The organism is Pseudohaliea sp., from assembly GCF_054552115.1.
On the sequence record NZ_JBTOLW010000001.1, the window covers coordinates 104,562 to 123,783 of the forward strand.

Genomic DNA, 19,222 nt, shown 5'->3' on the forward strand with positions numbered 1-19,222 from the left:
GCTTGAGACGTCACCCGAGTCTAGGGCAATTGCCCCCGCGAATCACGGCGTGAGGCCGGCCGCATCGCCGCCATCGACGAGCAGCAGTTGTCCTGCCGCACGGTCCATCGCCTGTTCCAGGGCGAGCGGATCGAGGGCGAGCAGCAGTTCCCGGGGCATGATGAGCAGCTCGTTGCGCAGCCGCCGGAGAAGCCGCAGGAGCGCCGGCGGGTCAAGCGCCGTGGCGGGGAGCCGGTGCAGGCGCAGCCCCGGTGCAGCGAGGCCGGCCAGGGCCGCCGGGGGCCACGGCTGGTTGCTGTGCACGTAGAGATCCCGGTGGCCGCCGCGGGCGGCGAGCACATTGGCAGCGGCTACCGCAGCACTGTCGCCCGGTACGCCGGCCAGGACGATACCCAGCGCCGGCGGGCGCACACCGCGGGCAGCGGCCGCCGCGGGGCGCCGCGGCAGCCAGCTGTCGACGCCAGGTCCATGGCGCAGCACGAAGCCGAGCCGGTCACCCTCGCGGGTCTCGAACTCGAGGGCGACCCGGCGCAGGGCGGCCAGTTCCGCGAGCCGCTCCCGGGCCTCGCCGCGGGCGCGGCCGCCGTGGCGCCGCAGCAGTTCCCGCTGCAGGTTTCGCTCCCCGTCGCCGAAGAGAGTGATCTCCCGGGTGAAGGGCAGGTCGGCGACGCCGTAGAGGCGCGGGCTCTCGAGCAGCAGCACCTGCAGCGGGCGGCCGAGCTGCGCCGCGGTCTCGACCAGGAACGCCAGTGCCTCGGCGTCGAGGCCGAAATCGTCGATCGGCACCAGCAGCGGGCGCGGCTCAATCATCGTCGTCACTGCCGCGGCCCGCGCGCGCGTAGCGCTGCGCCTGGGCGATGAGGGCGGCAATGCGCTCGTCCATGGCGCCGTCCAGGGCCTCGATGGCGACGCCGGTGAGCAGGGCGAGGGCCTCGTCGGCGGTGCTCACGGCATAGAGGTGGAAGCGGCCGTCGGCCACCGCCTTGCGCACCCGCTCTGCCAGCATCAGGTGGTCCCGGTTCGCCGCGGGGATCACCACGCCCTGGCTGCCGGTGAGCCCGCGGGCGGCGCAGAGGTCGAAGAAGCCCTCGACCTTCTCGTTGACACCGCCGATGGGCTGCACCGCGCCGTGCTGGTTCAGGGAGCCCGTGACGGCGAGATCCTGGCGCAGGGGCACGCCGGCAATGGCTGAGACCAGGGCGGCCAGCTCGGCCACCGAGGCGGAGTCTCCCTCGATACCGCCATAGGACTGCTCGAAGACCAGCGTGGCCGCGAGCGGCAGGGGCCGTTCCCGCGCCCAGCGGCTGCCGAGGTAAGAACTGATGATCAATACCGCTTTCGAGTGGATCTTGCCGCCGAGGTCTACCTCGCGCTCGATGTCGAGCACCTTGCCGCTGCCCAGGCGCGCGGTGGCGGTGATCCGCGTCGGCAGGCCGAAGCGGTACTCGCCGAGGGCATGGACCGACAGGCCGTTGACCTGGCCCACGGCGTCGCCGTCGGTCGCCACCAGGGTGCGCTCGCGGAGGATCTGCTCCCGGGCCCGCTCCTGCCACTGCCCGCGACGGCGGTCGGCGGCGTCCAGGGCCGCGCTCACATGCTCCGCGCGCACCTCGCCGGCGCCGTCGCGGCGGGCCAGGAAGTCTGCCTCCGCGAGGAGGTTGCCGAGGCGGCCCTGGTGCAGGTCCAGGCGGCTGCCGTCGCCGGCGAGGCGCGCGGCGAGTTCCAGGCAGCGCGCGACGCCGCCGCGCTCGATGGGCAGCAGGCCGTCGCGTCGCTGCAGCGTGGCCAGGAGCTGGGCGAACAGCCGCGTGCTGTCCTCCGTGCGCGGCACGTCCGGCGCCATGTCGGCGGTGACCTTGAACAGGGTGGCGAATTCCGGATCGTACTCCTGGAGCAGGTAGCCGGTGAGGTAGTCGCCGAGAAGTACCACCTTGATGTCGAGGGGGATCGGCTCCGGCTCCAGCTGTACCGTGCTGGCGAAGCTGAAGACCTGGTCGAGGGACTGGATGCGGATCTCGCGCGCCCGCAGCGTGCGCTTGAGCGCCGTCCAGGCGAAGGGGCTGGTGAGGACCTTCTCGGCCTCGAGGACGAGATAGCCGCCGTTGGCCCGGTGCAGCGCACCGGCCTTGACCAGGGTGAAGTCCGTCACCAGTGTCCCCATCTGCGCGACCTGCTCCGCGCGGCCGAGGAGATTGCCGAAGGTCGGGTTGTCCTCGTGGACGACCGGTGGTCCGTCGCTGTCGCCGTGGTCGATGAGGACGTTGACGCTGTACTGGGGGAATTCCTTCACCCGCTCGTGGAGGTTGTCGGGGATGGCCGAGTCCTGGCGCAGCTGGGTGAAGGACTCCGCCTCTTCCATCACCGCGGCTTCTACCGTTGCCAGCCAGTCGACCACGGCCGGGAGGTCCCGGTAGCCATCGCGCAGGCGCGCGAACACGGGCGCCACCGCCTGGCGGCAGAAATCGCTGTTCAACTCCCGGAAGCGGTCGAGGCTTTCCTTCTTCCAGCCTGGCAGCTGGCGGACCACGCCCTTCAATTCCTCCTTCAGGCCTTCGATCGCCTCGAGGGTGGCCTTGCGCTCTGCCTCGGGCAGTTTCTCGAAGGCCGCGGGGGTGAGGACCTCGCCGTCCTTCATCGGCGCGAGGGTGTAACCGGAGGGCGTTTTCAGCATCGCCACACCCCTTGCGGAGGCCTTCTCCGCGAGGGCCTGGAAGGCCTCGGACTCCCGCTCCTGGAAGAATTCCCCGAGTTCCTGCACGCGGGCCTGGTATTCGTCGCCCTGGAAGGTCGCCGGCAGGATCGTCAGCAGCTCTTCCACCGCCTCGGCCATGGTGCTGCGCAGCTGCCGGCCCCGGCCCGGCGGCAGGCGCAGCGCGATGGGTTTGCCGGGATCGTCGAAGTTGTTGACGTAGCACCAGTCCTCCGGCGGCTCCGCCCGGGCGGCCTGCCGGCGCTCGAGGAGCCCCCGCAGCAGTTCCCGGCGGCCGCTGCCGGTGCTGCCGGCGAGGAAGATGTTGAAGCCGAGGCCATCGACCGCGAGGCCGAAGTCGAGGGCCTCCACGGCCCGTTCCTGGCCAAGCTCGAAGGGCAGGGGCTCGAGTTCCGCGGTACTGGCGAAGGCCAGGGCCTCCAGCGGGCAGGACCGGTAGAGGGCCTCCGCCGGCAGGGGGGCGGCGGCGGGGGCGGGCGCGCGCTGGCGCAAACCGTCATTCATGGTGCGTCATCCTTCCCGCAGCGGGTGTCGCCGCAGCATAGCGCAGCGCCCCGGGCGCGCCAGGGCGGGCCCGTTGATCTACGTCAAAGGACCGATCTTTCGCCCGGCGAGCACCTTGAAGGGACCGTGGAAAGCGCCATATTCCCTCTTGCCGGCAGTGGGCCGGCAAACACAGGGAGGATAGCATCATGGCTCTCGTACCCAGGAAACACAGCCTCTTCGGCGACCGCTTTCTCGATGATTTCTGGGCGCCCGCCGCCACCGATGGCGATGGCAAATCGTTTTTCGCGCCCATGGTGGATATCCGGGAGAAAGGCGACCACTACGAAATCACCGCGGAACTGCCCGGCGTGAGGAAAGAGGATATCCACGTCACCGTCCACGACGGGGTGCTGACCCTGGAAGCCGAAACCGAGCAGGAAGACAAGGAAGAGAAGGATGGCCGCGTCATCCGCCAGGAACGCCGCTACGGGCGCTTCCTGCGGAGTTTCGACCTCGGTGGTGACGTCCACGAGGCCGACATCAGCGCGCGCTTCGAGGACGGCGTGCTGACGCTGCGGGCACCCAGGGTGAAAGAGAAGCCCGCAGGGCAGCGGCGGATCGAGATCAGCTAGCGGCCCGCGCTACCAGGCCACGGGCAGGCGCTCCAGGCCGCGGAAGAGGAAACCGGGACGCCAGGCCGGGTCGCTGGCGTCGGCCTCCAGCCGGGGCATGCGCTCAGCGAGAGCGCGGAATGCCACGTCGCCCTCGAGGCGTGCAAGCTCCGCGCCGACGCAGTAGTGGATGCCGCCACCGAAGGTCAGGTGGCGTGCACCCTCACGCTTGATGTCGAAGCGGTCCGGGTCGGGGAACACGTCCGGGTCCCGGTTGCCGGCGGCGAGCAGGGCGAGCACGCGCTCGCCGCCGCGAATCAGCTTGTCCCCGAGCGGCGTGTCGTGAAAGGCCGTGCGGTAGGTCGCGACCAGGGAGCTATCGTAGCGCAGGATTTCCTCCACCGCGGACGGTGCGAGGCCGGGGTCGTTCACCAGCTTCTGCCATTCGTCGGGGTTGTGAGCGAAGGCCAGCAGGCCGTTGCCGAGCATGTGTGCCGTGGTCTCGAAGCCGGCACCGAACAGGCCGATGGCGACGGTGACGATCTCCCGCTCCGTGAGCTGGCTGTCGCCGTCGCGCGCCTGGAGCAGGCCGGTGGCCAGGTCGTCCCCCGGGTGCCGCCGCCGCTCGGCGAGTACCTCGCCGAAGAACGACTCCAGGAACAGGATCTGCCGGTTGGCGAGGTCGAGCTCTTCAGCGGGCAGTGCGCGCATCTCGAACACGAGGAAGGAATCGGCGATCGCCTGGTTCAGCTGCTCCAGCAGGCCCGGCGGCATCTCGTCCTCGCGGATACCCAGCATGTCGCACATGACCAGTGTCGGCAGCTGGTAGGCGAAGTCATGGATGAACTCCATGCCGCGGTCATCGATCACCCGGTCCAGGAGCCGGTGCGTGATCGCCTCGACGTCCGGGCGCATCGCGCGTACCCGTCGCGCCGTCAGCGCCTGGGTCACCAGGCCGCGGATGCGCGTATGCTGCGGCGGATCCTGGTAGACGAAGACCTCGGACAGCCAGCGGTAGCCGGGCTGGGCCAGGACATCGAAGTCCGGCCCGTAGTGAAGCTGGATGTTGCGGACGAAGTCCCCCTGGCCGAAGTTGCGCTTGTCGATGATCACGCCGCGCACGTCCTCGTGGCGGGTGACGACCCAGAAGCCGCCATCCGTGAAGGCCACGGGCTCCTCGGCGCGCAGGGCGGCAAAGGCCGGGTAGGGGTCGGCGAGGAGTGCCGGATCCGTGGCGTCGAAGGTCACCGGGGTGCTCTGGCTGCTGTCGCGCAGCCCGGCGGTGCTCAGGGCTTCAGTCATGCTGTAGCTCCCTCCTGGCAGGTTGGCTCATAGCGGGGTCGGTAGCCGTCTCCGGCCCGGTCGACCCAGGCGTAGTGACAGCCGCCGAAGTGGGCCGGGACCAGGCGCGCGCCGCTGGCCGCGGCCTCCTCGAGGACGCGCCGGCGGGAGGCGCGGGCGGTGGCCGGGTCCTCGCAGTACACCGAGTTCCACTCCGGGCAGAACACCTGCGCCGGGTGGTGCAGGATGTCGCCCACGAACAGTGCACGGTCGCCGCCATCCTCTACGTCCAGGACCAGGTGCCCCGGGGTGTGGCCCGGGAACAGGCGCAGGGTCAGCCCCGCGGCAATGCGGAAGCCGTCCTCCACCAGCGTCCCGTGGCCGCTGTCGAGCACGGGTTGCACGCTGTCCTCGAAAACATTGGTGTTCACCGACCGGCCCGCCGGCCCGGGCCGCGGGCCGGGGCCCGCCGGGTCCCAGTACTCGCGGTCGATGGCGGAGAACAGGTACCGGGCCCGCGGGAAGGTGGGGGTCCAGGTCCCTGCGTCGCGGCGCGTGTTCCAGCCCACGTGGTCGATATGCAGGTGGGTGTTCACCACCACGTCGATGTCTCCCGGCGCAAAGCCCGCGCGGGCCAGGTTGTCGAGGTAGGGGGTGTCGAGATCGCCGAAGACCGGGATGCCGGGCCGCGCCTTGCCGTTGCCGGCGCCCGTGTCCACCAGGACCGTGAGGTCGTCGGCCTCCAGGATCCAGGACTGCAGGAAGGCGTAGAGGCGGTCGTTATCGCGCTGGTACGTGGCCGCCGGGAGCTCGTCCCTGAAGGCGGCGAAACGCTCGGGGTCGAAGCCGGCGAAGAGGTCCGAGGGCGCGGCGAAGGGGCCCTGCCACTCCTCCACGTGGTGAACCGCGAAGCGGCCGACGGAAAAGCTGTGCATCTGCGAGTGCTGCCTTTGTTCTGTTCTGGTTATGTTCTGGAACAGGACACTAACACACGGTGAGACAAAGCTACCAGTGGGTAGCTAATTTATACGAGCGGTAGCTCCCTAGTGCAGGGCGCGGCTCGGGCCGCTGCGGGCCTTGCTGCTTTCCGGGAACAGGTAGTCGAGGTCCAGGCATTCGGCGGCGAGCTGGCGCGTGCCTTCCATGGTCAGCGACAGGAAGTTCGCGCACTGCGCGCCGGTCAGCCCCGCGCCCGTGGGCAGCACGCCGGCAATGACAAGCTGCGGCGTGGCGTCGTCGACGATGTCGAGAAACAGTTTGAGCGTCGGGTAGTCCAGGCTGAGGCGGGCGAGGTCCGCGGTCAGGGCCAGCACCGCCATGGGCCTGATCTCCAGCTCCGTGGTGAACAGCAGCCCGTAGTGCTCCAGGAACAGGCGGCTGTCGACGACCCCGTCCAGGTTCTGGAGGGCGACGATGTGGAGGGCCTCGCATTCGCCGCAGTGCTCGAAGGCGACGTGGCAGTCGCGCAGCCACTGCTCGAGGCCGGCGCGGTCAGGCTTGGTCGGTGTGCTCATGGTATCCGGCAGGTACGCTTGCAGAGCGGCGATCATAGCCCAGTGGCCCCCCGGGTGCGACCCGGCGCGGGGTGGGATACCAGCAGGATCAAAAACATACCTGAGGTTCAAAAAAATGCTTGAGCGCGTCGCCCCGCTGCTGCATCCTTGTTGGCCGCCAGTCCTGCCCGTCCGCAAGTGGAGCTGACCTGATGACTGATCTCGACGCCTTCCGCCTCGAAACCCGCGAGTGGCTGGAGGCCAACTGCCCTCCCGCCATGCGCGAGCCGGTGCGCAGCTTCGAGGACTATTACATGGGCGGGCGCAACCCGGAAATTGTGCACCCGGACCAGAAGCTCTGGTGTGACCGGATGGCCGAGCGCGGCTGGACCGTGCCCCACTGGCCCAGGGAGTATGGCGGTGGCGGGCTTGCGGGCGGCGAACTCAAGGTGCTGAAGGAGGAGATGGCGCGCATCAATGCCCGCCGGCCCCTGGACAGCTTCGGCATTTCCATGCTCGGCCCGGCCCTGCTGAAGTTCGGCAGCGAGGCGCAGAAGCGGGAGCACCTGCCCCCGATCTGCCGCGGCGAGATCCGCTGGTGCCAGGGTTACTCCGAGCCGAACGCCGGGTCGGACCTCGCCAGCCTGCAGACGCGCGCCGAGGACAGGGGCGACCACTACCTGATCAACGGCCAGAAAGTGTGGACCTCCTATGCCGACAAGGCCGACTGGATCTTCTGCCTCGTGCGCACGGACAACAGTGGGCCGAAGCACGAGGGCATCAGCTTCATGCTCTTCGACATGGACCAGCCGGGCGTCACGACGCGCCCCATCCGCCTGATCAGCGGCGCTTCGCCCTTCTGCGAGACCTTTTTCGACAATGCCCGCGCCGAGAAGCGCAACCTCGTCGGGGAGGCCGGCAAGGGCTGGGCCATCGCCAAGTACCTGCTGACCCACGAGCGCGAGATGATCTCGGGCTTCGGCACAGCCACCGGGCGGCCCCTGGGCGAGCAGGCCATGGACTTCATCGGCGCCGACAGCGAGGGACGCCTCGCGAGCAGCAGCCTGCGCCAGGCCATCGCCCGCTACCAGCTCGACGCGCGCTGCTTTGCGCGCACCATGGCCCGGGTCGGCGATGAGGTGAAGGCCGGCCAGGGCCTGGGGGCGGCCTCGTCGATCTTCAAGTACTACGGCACGGAACTGAACAAGCGCCGCAATGAACTCAACCTCGCCGTCGGCGGCGAGCCGGCGCTCGGCTGGGACGGCGAGGCCTACCACGGCGGCCAGACGGCCCGCGCCTGGCTGCGTTCCAAGGGCAACTCCATCGAGGGCGGTACCAGCGAGGTACAGCTGAACATCGTGGCCAAGCGCGTGCTCGGCCTACCCGACGCCTGAGCAGGAGACGCGCACCATGACCCTCGTACTGAACGAAGAACAGCTCATGCTCCGGGATGCCGCCGCCGGTTTCCTCGCTGACCGGGCGTCCGTGGCCCAGCTGCGCGCCCTGCGCGACCGCGGGGACGAGACCGGCTACGACCCGGCCACCTGGCGCGAGATGGTCGAGATGGGCTGGGCCGGCATCGCCATCGACGAGGCCTACGGTGGCCTGGGCTACGGCTACACGGGCCTCGGCGTCGTCCTCGAGCAGGCCGGCCGCCACCTGAGTGCCTCGCCGCTGGAGTCGACGGTGCTGGTGGGCGCCACGGTCCTCGGCCAGCTCGCGAGCCAGGGGCAGAAAGAAGCGTGGCTGCCGGCGGTCGCCGCCGGTGAGCGCATCGTGACCCTGGCGCTGCAGGAGCGCCGGCACCACGCGCCGCTCGAGACCGCCATGAAGGCCACGCGCGTCGACGATCACTACCTGCTCGACGGCAGCAAGTGCCTCGTGCTCGACGCTCACGTGGCCGACGCCTTCATCGTGATCGCCCGCACCGGCGGCCATCATTCCGACCACCACGGGCTTGCCGCCTTCCTGGTCGAGGCCGGCAGCGAAGGCGTTCACGTGGAGCGGCGCAGCTTCGTCGATTCGCGCAACATGGGCGTCGTGGTGTTCCGTGACGTGCGCGTCCCCGGGAGCCATTGCCTGGGCGCGCCCGGAGAGGCATGGCCGGGGCTCGAGCGTGCCCTGGATATCATCAACATCGGCCTGTCCGCAATGCTGCTCGGTGTGGCCACCGAGGCCTTTGAGCGGACCGTGGCGTACCTGCAGGAGCGCAAGCAGTTCGGCCGGGTCATCGGCAGCTTCCAGGGCCTGCAGCACCGCGCCGCGATACTCTTCGCCGAGCTCGAGCTCGCCCGCTCCATCGTCCTTGATGGCCTGCGCGCCATCGACGCCGGCGAGGACCTGGGCCTTTGCGCCAGCGCCGCGAAGGCCAAGCTCTGCGAGGTGGCGGAGCTGGCGACGAACGAGGGGATCCAGCTGCACGGCGGTATCGGCATGACCGACGAGCATGAAATCGGCTTTTTCATCAAGCGCGCCCGCGTGCTGCAGCACCTGTTCGGCGACAGCCACTACCACCTGGACCGCTTTGCCGCGCTGAGCGGCTTCTAAGCGCGGGCCCGAATGACCGGCCCGCCAGTGACGGGCCCCGATACAAGGAGACCACCATGGACCTCGGGATCACGGAACGGCTTGCCCCCCTGCTCGAGCAGGTCAAGGCCTTCATCGCGGAGGAGATTGCCCCCCTCGAGGGCGAGTACCTCGCGGAAATCGCCAGCGGCGACCGCTGGCAGTTCACCGCGCGGCAGACGGAGATCATGGAGGGCCTGAAGGCGAAGGCCCGGGCGCAGGGCCTGTGGAACTTCTTCCTCACCGAGGGCGAGCACAGCTCCGGTCTCAGCACCGTGGAGTACGCCTACCTCGCCGAGGAGATGGGCAAGTCGCACATCGCCTCGGAAGTCTTCAACTGCGCCGCGCCCGATACAGGCAACATGGAGGTGCTGGCGAAGTACGGCAGCGAGGCGCAGCAGAAACAGTGGCTCGAGCCGCTCATGGCCGGCGAGATCCGCTCCGCCTATGCCATGACCGAGCCGGGCGTCGCCTCCTCCGATGCCACCAACATCTGTACCCGCGCCGAGCTCCACGGTGACGAGTGGGTCATCAACGGCGAGAAGCACTGGATCTCCGGCGCCGGCGACCCGCGTTGCAAGATCATGATCGTCATGGTCAAGACCGACCCCGACGCGCCGAAGCACCAGCAGCAGTCGCAGATCCTGGTGCCCCTGGCCACGCCCGGGGTGGAGACCCTGCGGCCCATGGAAGTGTTCTCCATGGACGACGCGCCCCACGGCCATATGCACCTGCGCCTCGACAATGTGCGGGTGCCGAAGGACAACATCATTCTCGGCCCCGGCCGGGGCTTCGAGATCTCCCAGGGCCGCCTCGGCCCGGGACGCATTCACCACTGCATGCGCGCCCTGGGCGCTGCCGAGAAGGCACTGCAGCTCATGTGCGAGCGCGCGACGACCCGCGTCGCCTTCGGCAAGCCGCTGGCGCGCCTCGGCGGCAACGTGGATGTCATCGCCAACGCGCGCATGGACATCGAGCAGGCGCGCCTGCTCACGCTGAAGGCCGCGTGGATGATGGACCACCGCGACCCGAAGGAGGCGCGGATCTGGATCTCCATGATCAAGACGGCCGTGCCCAACGTGACCCTGAAGGTCATCGACGAGGCGATCCAGATGTTCGGCGGCCTCGGTGTGTCCCAGGATACGCCGCTGGCGACCATGTACATGGGGCAGCGCACGCTGCGCCTTGCGGACGGGCCGGACGCGGTGCACCGCATGGTGGTCGGCCGGCACGAACTGAAGAAATACGTCACCCAGGACGACGTCAACGCCACCTTCCGCGACGGCTGAGCCACGCCGTCCCGGGCCCCCCAACACAAGGAGCGATGCCATGGCTGTAAAGCTAGTACCGAAAGACGAGATGCTTGCCCAGGTGGGCACGACCTTTCCGCCCGGGGAGTGGGTGACCCTCGACCAGGCGCGGATCGACAGCTTTGCCGACTGCACCGAGGACCACCAGTTCATCCACATCGACGAAGAGAAGGCGGCGCAGACGCCCTTCGGCGGCACGATCGCCCACGGGTTTCTCACCCTGTCCATGCTGGTGAAAATGTGCGAGGGGCAGGGTGTCTACCCCGAGGGTATGGTCATGGGCATCAACTACGGCTTCGACAAGGTGCGCTTCCTGGCCCCGGTGCGGGCCGGCAAGCGTGTGCGCGTGCACACGGAGATCACGGATGTCACGCAGAAGGATGACAACCGCTTCCTCATCAAGCAGGCGGTGAGCGTCGAGATCGAGGGCGAGGAGACGCCGGCGCTGGTCGCCGAATGGCTTTCCATGGTGGTGTGCGGTTAGCGCACGGCCGGCAACGAGACAAGGAGCAGATGCAATGACGATTCGCTATGACGGCAAGGTAGCCATCGTGACCGGTGCCGGTCACGGGCTCGGGCGCAGCCACGCCCTGGCGCTGGCAGCGCGCGGCGCGAAGGTCGTGGTCAACGACCTGGGCGGCGCCAAGGACGGCACCGGCGGCTCCAGCGAGGCGGCGAAGGCGGTGGTCGCCCAGATCGAGGCGGCGGGCGGCGAAGCCATCGCCAATGGCGCCAACGTCGCGAAGTTTGACGAGGTCGAGGCCATGGTGCAGCAGGCGATGGATGCCTGGGGCCGCGTCGACATCCTGGTCAACAACGCCGGGATCCTCCGCGACAAGAGCTTCGGCAAGGGCAGCATGGAGGACTTCCGCATGGTGCTCGACGTGCACCTGCTGGGCTCCGTGTACTGCACGAAGGCCTGCTGGGACATCATGAAGGAGCAGGAGTACGGCCGCATCGTCGTGACCACGTCCTCCTCGGGCCTCTACGGCAACTTCGGCCAGACCAACTACGGCTCGGCGAAGATGGGCGTGATCGGCATGATGAACACGCTGGCGCAGGAGGGGGCCAAGTACAACATCCGCATCAACGCGCTGGCGCCGACGGCGGGCACGCGCATGACCGAGGGGCTCATCCCCGAGAAGGCCTTCGAGCTTCTGACCCCGGAAACGGTGACCCCGGCCGTGCTCTACCTCGTGAGCGAGGAGGGCCCGACGCGGACGATCCTCGCCGCCGGCGCCGGCAGCTACGCCGTGGCCAAGATCGTCGAGACCGAGGGGCGCTGGCTGCCGCCCGAGGAGCAGACCCCGGAGGGCATCGCCGCGCACTGGGACGAGATCACGGCGACGGCCGGTGAGCGCGCCCTCAATGCGGGTTTCGAGCAGACCGCGAAGATGCTCACCAAGGCCGCCGAGGGCCTCGGCATCAAACTGGACTAGCGCGGGCGCGACCCGCAGGGAGAGCAGCATGAGAGACGCGGTCATCGTCAGCACCGCCCGCACCCCGATCGGCAAGGCCTACAGGGGGGGGTTCAACAACCTCGCTGGCGCCACCCTCGGCGCCGCCGCCGTCACCGAGGCCGTGCGCCGCGCCGGGGTCGACCCGGCGGCGGTGGATGACGTGATCATGGGCGCCGCCCTGCAGCAGGGCGCCACCGGCCAGAACATCGCCCGGCAGATCGCCCTGCGCGCCGGACTGCCGGTCACGGTGTCCGGCATGACCATCGACCGGCAGTGCTCCTCGGGCCTCATGGCTGTGGCTACCGCCGCGAAGCAGATCCAGCACGACGGCATGAACTGCGTGGTCGGCGGCGGCCTCGAGTCCATTTCCCTGGTGCAGAACGAGCACATGAACGTGCACCGCATGGTCGATGAAGAGCTGGTGGCCATGCACCCGGACATCCACATGCCGATGCTGCAGACCGCCGAGGTGGTGGCGAAGCGCTACGGGATCAGCCGCGAGGCGATGGACGAGTACGGCCTGCAGTCACAGCAGCGCACCGCGGCGGCCTACGAGGCCGGCCGCTACGCCGACGAACTCGTGCCGGTGACCTGCCGGCGCATCACCTGGGATAAGGAAACCGGTGAGCAGTCCGAAGCGGAAGTCACCGTGAGTGCCGACGAGGGCATCCGGGCGACCACCGCCGAGGGCCTCGCCGGCCTGAAGACGGTGATCGAGGGCGGCACCATCACCGCCGGCAACGCCTCGCAGCTGTCCGACGGCGCCTCGGCGCAGGTGCTCATGGAGGCGAAGCTCGCCGAGCAGCAGGGCCTCGAGCCGCTGGGTCTCTACCGCGGCATCGCGGTGGCTGGCTGCGAACCGGACGAGATGGGCATCGGCCCGGTCTTCGCCGTGCCGAAGCTGCTCAAGCAGCACGGCCTGTCGGTGGACGACATCGGCCTCTGGGAGTTGAACGAGGCCTTTGCCGTGCAGGTGCTCTACTGCCGCGACCAGCTCGGTATCGACAACGACAGGCTGAACGTGGACGGCGGCGCCATCGCCATCGGTCATCCCTACGGCATGAGCGGCTCGCGCATGGTCGGCCACGCGCTCCTCGAGGGGCGCCGCCGCGGCGTCAAGTACGTGGTGATCACCATGTGCGTCGGCGGCGGCATGGGAGCCGCCGGCCTCTTCGAGGTACTCTAGCGCTTCAGGCCGCCGCGGCAGCACCGCGGCGGGCATGACAACCAGGCAGGAGAAGATAATGCAGGCACTGGTATGCCGGGAGCACGGCCTCCCGGAAAAACTCGACCTGGTGGACGACTGGCCCGAGCCCGAGGTCGGCGACCACGACGTACTCATCGGCGTGAAGGCCGCCGGCCTCAACTTCCCCGACGTGCTGATCATCCAGGGCAAGTACCAGTTCCAGCCGGACCTGCCCTTCGTGCCCGGCGGCGAATGCGCCGGCGAGGTGCTGGCCGTGGGCGACAAGGTCGCGCGCTTCAAGCCCGGTGACCGGGTCCTCACGATGACCGGTCACGGCGCCTTCTGCGCCCAGGTGGCGGCGAACGAGAACGCCGTCTTCCCGGTGCCCGAAGGCCTGGATTTCAACCAGGCCGCCGGGGTCGCCATGACCTACCTGACCTCCTACCACGCCCTCAAGCAGCGCGCTCAGTTGAAGAAGGGCGAGACCCTGCTCGTGCTCGGTGCCGCCGGCGGCGTCGGCAGCACCGCGGTGGAGCTGGGTAAGCAGATGGGCGCGACAGTCATCGCCGCCGCGAGCTCCGACGAGAAGCTCGCCTTCTGCCGGGAGCTCGGTGCCGACGAAACCATCAACTACAGCGAGACCGACCTGAAGAGCGCCGTCAAGGAGCTCACCGGCGGGCGTGGTGTCGACGTGGTCTACGACCCCGTCGGCGGCGACTATGCCGAGCCGGCGCTGCGGGGCATGGCGTGGAACGGCCGCTACCTGGTCATCGGCTTCGCCAGCGGGCCGATCCCGTCCATTCCGCTGAATCTCGCGCTGCTCAAGGGCTGCGCCATCGTCGGCGTGTTCTGGGGCCGCTTCCTCGGCGAGGAGCCGGAGCTCGCCCGGCAGAACACCGAGGAGGTCTGGGCGCTGTTTGCCCGCGGCGAGCTCAAGGCTGCCGTGACCGACGTCTTCCCCCTCGCGGACTTTCGCGAGGCCTACGCCTGCATGATGGAGCGCCGGGCGCGCGGCAAGGTCATCCTCACCCTGGGCGACTGACCGTGGACGCCTTCACCTTCAATACGGTGCCGCGGGTGGTGTTCGCGCCGGGCGCGGCCCGGGAACTGGCGGCCCACTGTCGCAGCCTGGGCATCGCCCGCCCGCTGCTGGTGACGGATCCGGGCCTGGTCGAGCTCGGCCTCGTCGCCCCCGTCGAGGCGGCGCTCGGTGCCGACGGCCTCCCGGTGACGCGCTTCGCGGAGGTCCGCGAAGACCCGCCGGAGTCCGTGGTGCTCGCCTGCGTCGAGCAGGGCCGGGCCGCCGGCGTCGACGGGGTGGTCGCCGTCGGCGGCGGCAGCTCCATGGACACGGCGAAGGTCGTCGCCGTGCTCCTCGGCGGCGAACAGCCGCTGCCCGAACTCTACGGCGTGGACCAGGTCTGCGGCGGCCGCCTGCCGCTGCTGCTCGTGCCGACAACGGCCGGTACCGGCTCCGAGGCGACGCCGGTGGCGGTGATCACCACCGGCGAGACCACCAAGGCCGGCGTGTCGTCGCCGGTGCTGCTGCCGGACATCGCGGTCCTCGACCCGGAGCTCACCCTCGGCCTGCCGCCGCGGGTGACTGCCATGACCGGCATCGATGCGATGGTGCACGCCATCGAGGCCTACACTTCCCGGCACAAAAAGAACCCGGTCTCGGACAACCTCGCCCGCAGTGCGCTGGCACTGCTCGCCGGCCACCTGCGCAAGGCGGTGCAGGACGGCGGCAACCTGGAGGCCCGCTCGGCGATGCTCCTCGGTGCCTTCCAGGCCGGCCAGGCCTTCGCCAACGCCCCCGTGGCCGCGGTGCACGCGCTGGCCTATCCCCTGGGCGGCCATTACCACATCCCCCACGGGCTCAGTAACTCCCTGGTCCTGCCCAGCGTGCTCGCGTTCAACGCGCGGGCCGCGGCCCCCCTGTACGCGGAGCTGGCACCGCTGGTCCTCGGCGGCTCGGTGGAAGGCACTGCCGTCGAGGCCACCGAGGCACTCGTGGCTGCCCTGCGCGCGCTGATCGCGGACGTGGGTCTGCCGGCGACCCTGGCGGAGGCGGGCGTACCGGCGATGGATCTGCCCCTGCTCGCCGACGACGCGATGCAGCAACAGCGCCTGCTGGTGAACAATCCGCGGGAGGTGGCGCGGGAGGATGCCCTGGCGATCTACCGCGCCGCCCACGGGGCCGCGGCGTGAGCGACCGGGAGCAGCCCCGGCGCGGGGACTACCGGGTGTTCTACCCGGTGAGCACCCGCTGGGCGGACAACGACATCTACGGCCACGTCAACAACGTCGTCTACTACGCCTGGTTCGACAGCGCCGTGAACCGCTACCTCATCGAGGAGGGCGGGCTCGACATCGCCGGTGGCGAGATCGTCGGCTTCGTGGTCAGCTCCGGCTGCGAGTACCTCGCGCCCGTGACCTACCCGGAGTCCATCGAGGTCGGCATCCGGGTCGACCGGCTGGGCAACAGTTCCGTCCGCTACGGGGTCGCGATCTTCCGTGCCGGTGAGGATGGGGCCTGCGCGCACGGCCATTTTGTCCACGTCTTTGTCGAGCGGGCAACGAACCGCGCCGCCGCCATGCCCGGCGAGCTGCGCGACGCCCTCGAGCGTCTCACCGCCGGCTGACTTCAGCGGTCCGCCAGGACCAGCACTACCAGGCTCAGGAAAAATACCGCCGCGCTGAACAACGGGGCCAGCGCGGGTGCGACCTGGTACAGCGCCCCGCCGATGATCGGCCCGCTGACGAAGCCGATCGCCGGGCAGGCCCCCACCAGCCCCGCCGCGCCGCCCTGTTCCTCCGGCCCCACGGCGATGGACGCGCCGGCGGTCACCGCGGGCATGGTCAGCCCGAGGCCGGCGCCGAGGCAGCCCATCCCCGCTCCGATGAGCAGAAAGCCGTCGGCGGAGCCGATACAGCCGGCGCCGGCGAGCGTGGCCAGGAGGCCGAGGCGCATGAAGGTGCCCGGCGCCAGCTGCAGGTGCTGCATGACCGTGACCTGGATGACGAAGGCAAAGATCGCCGAGATCATCATGGCGGCGCCGGTGTACTGGGCGGTGCCGATGCTGTCGAGGCCCAGCGCGTCCTGGAGGAGGAAGCCGAGCGTCTGCTGGATCGCCGAGAAGCCCGTGAACAGGGCGACCGCCGTAAAGATGTACAGGCGCACCCGCGGGTCCGTGAAGCGCAGCCGGGCGCGGCGGTGGCTGTGACGCTCGTCCGCGGGGATCTTCGGCAGCAGGCGCCAGACCACCAGTGCCGCCGCGGCGGTCAGGGCCCCGGCGAAATACAGTGGCGCCAGCAGCCCGAGGGCCGCGAACGCCCCGCCCATGGCCGGCCCCAGGATCATGCCGATACTGTTCGCCGTGCCGAGGCGCGCCATGGCCCGGGTGCGCGCCGCGGGTGTCGTGTGGTCGGCCGCATAGGCGGTGCAGGCCGGCGTGGTGGCGGACATGATCATGGACTGGCCGCAGCGTGCGACCAGGGCGACCGCGTACAGCGCCACGCCGCCGAGGAGGCCGGCGAGTCCCGCCCAGAACACGGAGGTGAACAGCACCGTGCCGATCGTATAGCCGACCAGGCCGGTGATGATCACGGGCTTGCGCCCGGTGCGATCGGAGAAGCGCCCCCAGCGCGGCGAGCCGAGAGCGAAAACCAGCGCTGATACGGCGATGATGGAGGTGATCTGCAGTTCCGACAGGTTCACCTCCCGGCCCAGCGGTGCCAGGACGGCAAAGACCAGGGACTGGCCGATCGCCGTGGCGACCAGCGCGAACAGCAGGATGGCGAGATCGCGACCGCCCAGCACGGGCGGCGGCGCCTCAGCGTCCGCCGGCACGATGCAGTCCGAGCAGGCGCGGGTAGCGCACCGGGAAGAGCGTGGCGATGAGGGCCGCGATGCGCGCGTCGCGGCCGAGGAGCAGCCGCGGCCGGCCGCGCTCGGCCGCGCGCAGGATCTGCGCCGCGGCAGCGTCCGGCGCCGTGCGGGCGAAGGGGCGGAAGGCCTCCGCCCGGGCCTCCGGCGTGTCGGCCGGGTCGGCGCTGCGCGCGTTGCGGGCGATGTGCGTGTCGACGCCGCCCGGGTGCACGCAGCAGACCTCGATGGGGCTGCCGGCGATAGCCAGCTCCTGGCGCAGCGCCTCGCTGTAGCCGCGGACGGCGAACTTGGCCGCGTTGTAGGCTGATTGCGTGGGCACGCCGATGAGCCCGAAGAGCGAGGACAGGTTCACGAGGTGGCTGCGCGGCGCGCGCTCGAGCAGCGGCAGGAAGGCCTGGGTACCGTGCACCACCCCGAAGAAGTTGATATCCATGAGCCAGCGCAGGTCTTCGATGGCACCATCGGCGGCGCCGGCGACGAGCCCCACGCCCGCGTTGTTTACCAGCAGCTCCAGCCTGTCTGTGGCTGCCGCCACCGCGTCGCGCCAGGCGGACACGCCCTCCCGGTCGCCGACGTCGACCTGCGTCGTGGCGCAGGGGAGTTCGCTCCTCGGCAGGGCAGCGGCGGTTTCCGCCAGGGCGTCGCCGTCGATATCGCACAGCCACAGCGCGCAGCCCTGCGCGTTCAGGGCCTGTGCCAGGGCGCGGCCGATGCCGGAGCCGGCCCCGGTGACCGCGGCACGCTTGCCGTCAAAGTAGCTCATGGCGATTCCTTGCAGGGGCGCTTGGCTGCGGGAGAGCGCTGCATGATAGGCCATGCGCCCCCGTCCTTGTAGGGCATCGCACCGGCGTCCGTCGTGTCGTCCCCGGCGCCCGGTGAGGCTGTTTCTGGACACCCGCCGGGGCATCCCCTACAATCCGCGGGCTAAGCGTCCGGCCCTCGCCGGCGCGCATTCATCACAAGCCGTGCCATCGCCGCGCTGCGTCGGAGCACGTCACGGGAAGCGAGATGCAGGCCAACTCATCTCGCTTTTTTGCGGCCGCTCGACGGGTGCCGAGGCCCCACTGAGCGGAGGTTTCCTTGTCCAGCCCTGCCCTTCTCGCCCTCGCCGACGGGTCCCTGTTCCGCGGCAGCGCCATCGGCGCCGAGGGTAGCGCCGTCGGCGAGGTGGTGTTCAACACTGCTATGACCGGCTACCAGGAAATCCTCACCGACCCGTCCTACGCGAAGCAGCTGGTCACCCTGACCTACCCCCACATCGGCAATACCGGGAGCAACCCGGAGGACGAGGAGTCGCGCGCCGTCTGGGCTGCCGGCCTGGTCATCCGCGACCTCCCGCTCGTCGCCAGCAGCTTTCGCAGCACCCGGCCCCTCGACCAGTACCTGCGCGACCAGGGGGTCGTCGCCATCGCCGGCATCGACACCCGTCGCCTCACCCGCCACCTGCGCGAGCAGGGCGCCCAGGCGGGCTGCATCGTGACCGGCGAGGCCGCCGCGGACGACGCGGCCGCCGTGGCCGCGGCCCGGGCCTTCCCCGGCCTCGCCGGCGCCGACCTCGCCCGCGAGGTGACCGTGGATACCCCCTACCGCTGGACCGAGGGCAGCTGGCAGCTCGGCAGCGGCTTCGGCCAGTTCCGGGAAAGCGACCAGCGCTTCCACGTCGTCGCCTACGATTACGGCGTCAAGCGCAACATCCTGCGCATGCTCGCCGACCGCGGCTGCCGGCTGACCGTGGTACCGGCCGAGACCCCGGCGGCGGAAGTGCTGGCCCTGGAGCCGGACGGTATCTTCCTCTCCAACGGGCCCGGCGACCCGGAGCCCTGTGACTACGCCATCGCCGCCATCCGCGAGTTGCTGGAGACGGAGATCCCGGTATTCGGTATCTGCCTCGGCCACCAGCTGCTGGCGCTGGCGAGCGGCGCGCGCACGGTGAAGATGAAGTTCGGTCACCACGGCGCCAACCACCCGGTGCAGGACGTCGAAGCCGGCACGGTGCTGATCACCAGCCAGAACCACGGCTTCGCGGTCGACGACGCGTCGCTGCCCGACTGCCTTCGGGTAACGCACCGCTCACTCTTCGACGGCTCGCTGCAGGGCATCCACCGCACCGACAAGCCGGCCTTCAGCTTCCAGGGACACCCGGAGGCCAGCCCGGGTCCGCACGATGCGGCGCCGCTCTTCGACCATTTCATCGAACTCATGGCCGCGCGCGGCGCGGGGATCTGACG

At 69.9% G+C, this 19,222-nt stretch carries 18 protein-coding genes; 11 read left to right on the top strand and 7 right to left on the bottom strand.

The window, feature by feature from the left end:
- Window positions 1-42: 42 nt before the first annotated feature.
- Both ACX93N_RS00485 and ACX93N_RS00490 read right to left on the bottom strand, forming a co-directional pair.
- Window positions 43-810 carry a hypothetical protein gene (locus tag ACX93N_RS00485; protein ID WP_459426416.1) on the bottom strand — a complete coding sequence of 256 codons (768 nt, stop codon included), beginning with the start codon at window positions 808-810 and terminating at the stop codon, window positions 43-45.
- On the bottom strand, window positions 803-3,214 hold the full coding sequence (locus ACX93N_RS00490; protein ID WP_459426417.1) for a Lon protease family protein: 2,412 nt from the start codon (window positions 3,212-3,214) through the stop codon (window positions 803-805). The genes ACX93N_RS00485 and ACX93N_RS00490 overlap by 8 nt, the downstream gene beginning before the upstream one ends.
- A gap of 188 nt (window positions 3,215-3,402) precedes the next feature.
- Between ACX93N_RS00490 and ACX93N_RS00495 the strand changes: the two genes are divergently transcribed.
- The gene (locus ACX93N_RS00495; protein WP_459426418.1) at window positions 3,403-3,828 is read left to right on the top strand and encodes an Hsp20/alpha crystallin family protein; all 426 of its coding nucleotides are present in this window, start codon (window positions 3,403-3,405) and stop codon (window positions 3,826-3,828) included.
- Between the two features lie 9 nt (window positions 3,829-3,837).
- Here the strand turns inward: ACX93N_RS00495 and ACX93N_RS00500 are convergent, their stop codons facing one another.
- The 3 genes from ACX93N_RS00500 to ACX93N_RS00510 form a co-directional block, all read right to left on the bottom strand.
- The gene (locus ACX93N_RS00500) at window positions 3,838-5,109 is read right to left on the bottom strand and encodes a cytochrome P450 (RefSeq protein WP_459426419.1); all 1,272 of its coding nucleotides are present in this window, start codon (window positions 5,107-5,109) and stop codon (window positions 3,838-3,840) included.
- Window positions 5,106-6,023: an MBL fold metallo-hydrolase gene (locus ACX93N_RS00505; protein ID WP_459426420.1), complete on the bottom strand. Its 918-nt coding sequence runs from the start codon at window positions 6,021-6,023 to the stop codon at window positions 5,106-5,108. The genes ACX93N_RS00500 and ACX93N_RS00505 overlap by 4 nt, the downstream gene beginning before the upstream one ends.
- A 108-nt stretch (window positions 6,024-6,131) precedes the next feature.
- The gene (locus ACX93N_RS00510; RefSeq protein WP_459426421.1) at window positions 6,132-6,602 is read right to left on the bottom strand and encodes a YbjN domain-containing protein; all 471 of its coding nucleotides are present in this window, start codon (window positions 6,600-6,602) and stop codon (window positions 6,132-6,134) included.
- A 191-nt stretch (window positions 6,603-6,793) separates the two neighbouring features.
- Here ACX93N_RS00510 and ACX93N_RS00515 point away from each other — a divergent pair, with 191 nt between their 5' ends.
- The 9 genes from ACX93N_RS00515 to ACX93N_RS00555 are packed head-to-tail and all read left to right on the top strand — an operon-like array spanning window position 6,794 to window position 15,747.
- On the top strand, window positions 6,794-7,975 hold the full coding sequence (locus ACX93N_RS00515; protein WP_459426422.1) for an acyl-CoA dehydrogenase family protein: 1,182 nt from the start codon (window positions 6,794-6,796) through the stop codon (window positions 7,973-7,975).
- Between the two features lie 16 nt (window positions 7,976-7,991).
- Window positions 7,992-9,128, top strand: coding sequence for an acyl-CoA dehydrogenase family protein (locus ACX93N_RS00520; protein ID WP_459426423.1), 1,137 nt, complete (start codon window positions 7,992-7,994; stop codon window positions 9,126-9,128).
- A gap of 56 nt (window positions 9,129-9,184) precedes the next feature.
- Window positions 9,185-10,435: an acyl-CoA dehydrogenase family protein gene (locus tag ACX93N_RS00525; RefSeq protein ID WP_459426424.1), complete on the top strand. Its 1,251-nt coding sequence runs from the start codon at window positions 9,185-9,187 to the stop codon at window positions 10,433-10,435.
- Between the two features lie 40 nt (window positions 10,436-10,475).
- Window positions 10,476-10,940 carry a MaoC family dehydratase gene (locus ACX93N_RS00530; RefSeq protein ID WP_459426425.1) on the top strand — a complete coding sequence of 155 codons (465 nt, stop codon included), beginning with the start codon at window positions 10,476-10,478 and terminating at the stop codon, window positions 10,938-10,940.
- Window positions 10,941-10,974: 34 nt separating this feature from the next.
- Entirely contained in the window at window positions 10,975-11,895 is a 921-nt protein-coding gene (locus ACX93N_RS00535) for an SDR family NAD(P)-dependent oxidoreductase (RefSeq protein ID WP_459426426.1), read from the top strand.
- Between the two features lie 28 nt (window positions 11,896-11,923).
- The gene (locus tag ACX93N_RS00540; RefSeq protein ID WP_459426427.1) at window positions 11,924-13,102 is read left to right on the top strand and encodes an acetyl-CoA C-acyltransferase; all 1,179 of its coding nucleotides are present in this window, start codon (window positions 11,924-11,926) and stop codon (window positions 13,100-13,102) included.
- Between the two features lie 58 nt (window positions 13,103-13,160).
- Window positions 13,161-14,144: an NADPH:quinone oxidoreductase family protein gene (locus ACX93N_RS00545; RefSeq protein ID WP_459426428.1), complete on the top strand. Its 984-nt coding sequence runs from the start codon at window positions 13,161-13,163 to the stop codon at window positions 14,142-14,144.
- Between the two features lie 2 nt (window positions 14,145-14,146).
- On the top strand, window positions 14,147-15,313 hold the full coding sequence (locus ACX93N_RS00550; protein ID WP_459426429.1) for an iron-containing alcohol dehydrogenase: 1,167 nt from the start codon (window positions 14,147-14,149) through the stop codon (window positions 15,311-15,313).
- Window positions 15,310-15,747 carry an acyl-CoA thioesterase gene (locus ACX93N_RS00555; RefSeq protein ID WP_459426430.1) on the top strand — a complete coding sequence of 146 codons (438 nt, stop codon included), beginning with the start codon at window positions 15,310-15,312 and terminating at the stop codon, window positions 15,745-15,747. The genes ACX93N_RS00550 and ACX93N_RS00555 overlap by 4 nt, the downstream gene beginning before the upstream one ends.
- A gap of 2 nt (window positions 15,748-15,749) precedes the next feature.
- On the opposite strand, the gene ACX93N_RS00560 is transcribed toward ACX93N_RS00555, so the two are convergent.
- The gene (locus ACX93N_RS00560; protein WP_459426431.1) at window positions 15,750-16,955 is read right to left on the bottom strand and encodes an MFS transporter; all 1,206 of its coding nucleotides are present in this window, start codon (window positions 16,953-16,955) and stop codon (window positions 15,750-15,752) included.
- On the bottom strand, window positions 16,939-17,757 hold the full coding sequence (locus ACX93N_RS00565; protein ID WP_459426432.1) for an SDR family NAD(P)-dependent oxidoreductase: 819 nt from the start codon (window positions 17,755-17,757) through the stop codon (window positions 16,939-16,941). The genes ACX93N_RS00560 and ACX93N_RS00565 overlap by 17 nt, the downstream gene beginning before the upstream one ends.
- 317 nt (window positions 17,758-18,074) lie before the next feature.
- Here ACX93N_RS00565 and carA point away from each other — a divergent pair, with 317 nt between their 5' ends.
- Window positions 18,075-19,220: a glutamine-hydrolyzing carbamoyl-phosphate synthase small subunit gene (gene carA / locus ACX93N_RS00570; protein WP_459426433.1), complete on the top strand. Its 1,146-nt coding sequence runs from the start codon at window positions 18,075-18,077 to the stop codon at window positions 19,218-19,220.
- Window positions 19,221-19,222: the final 2 nt, after the last annotated feature.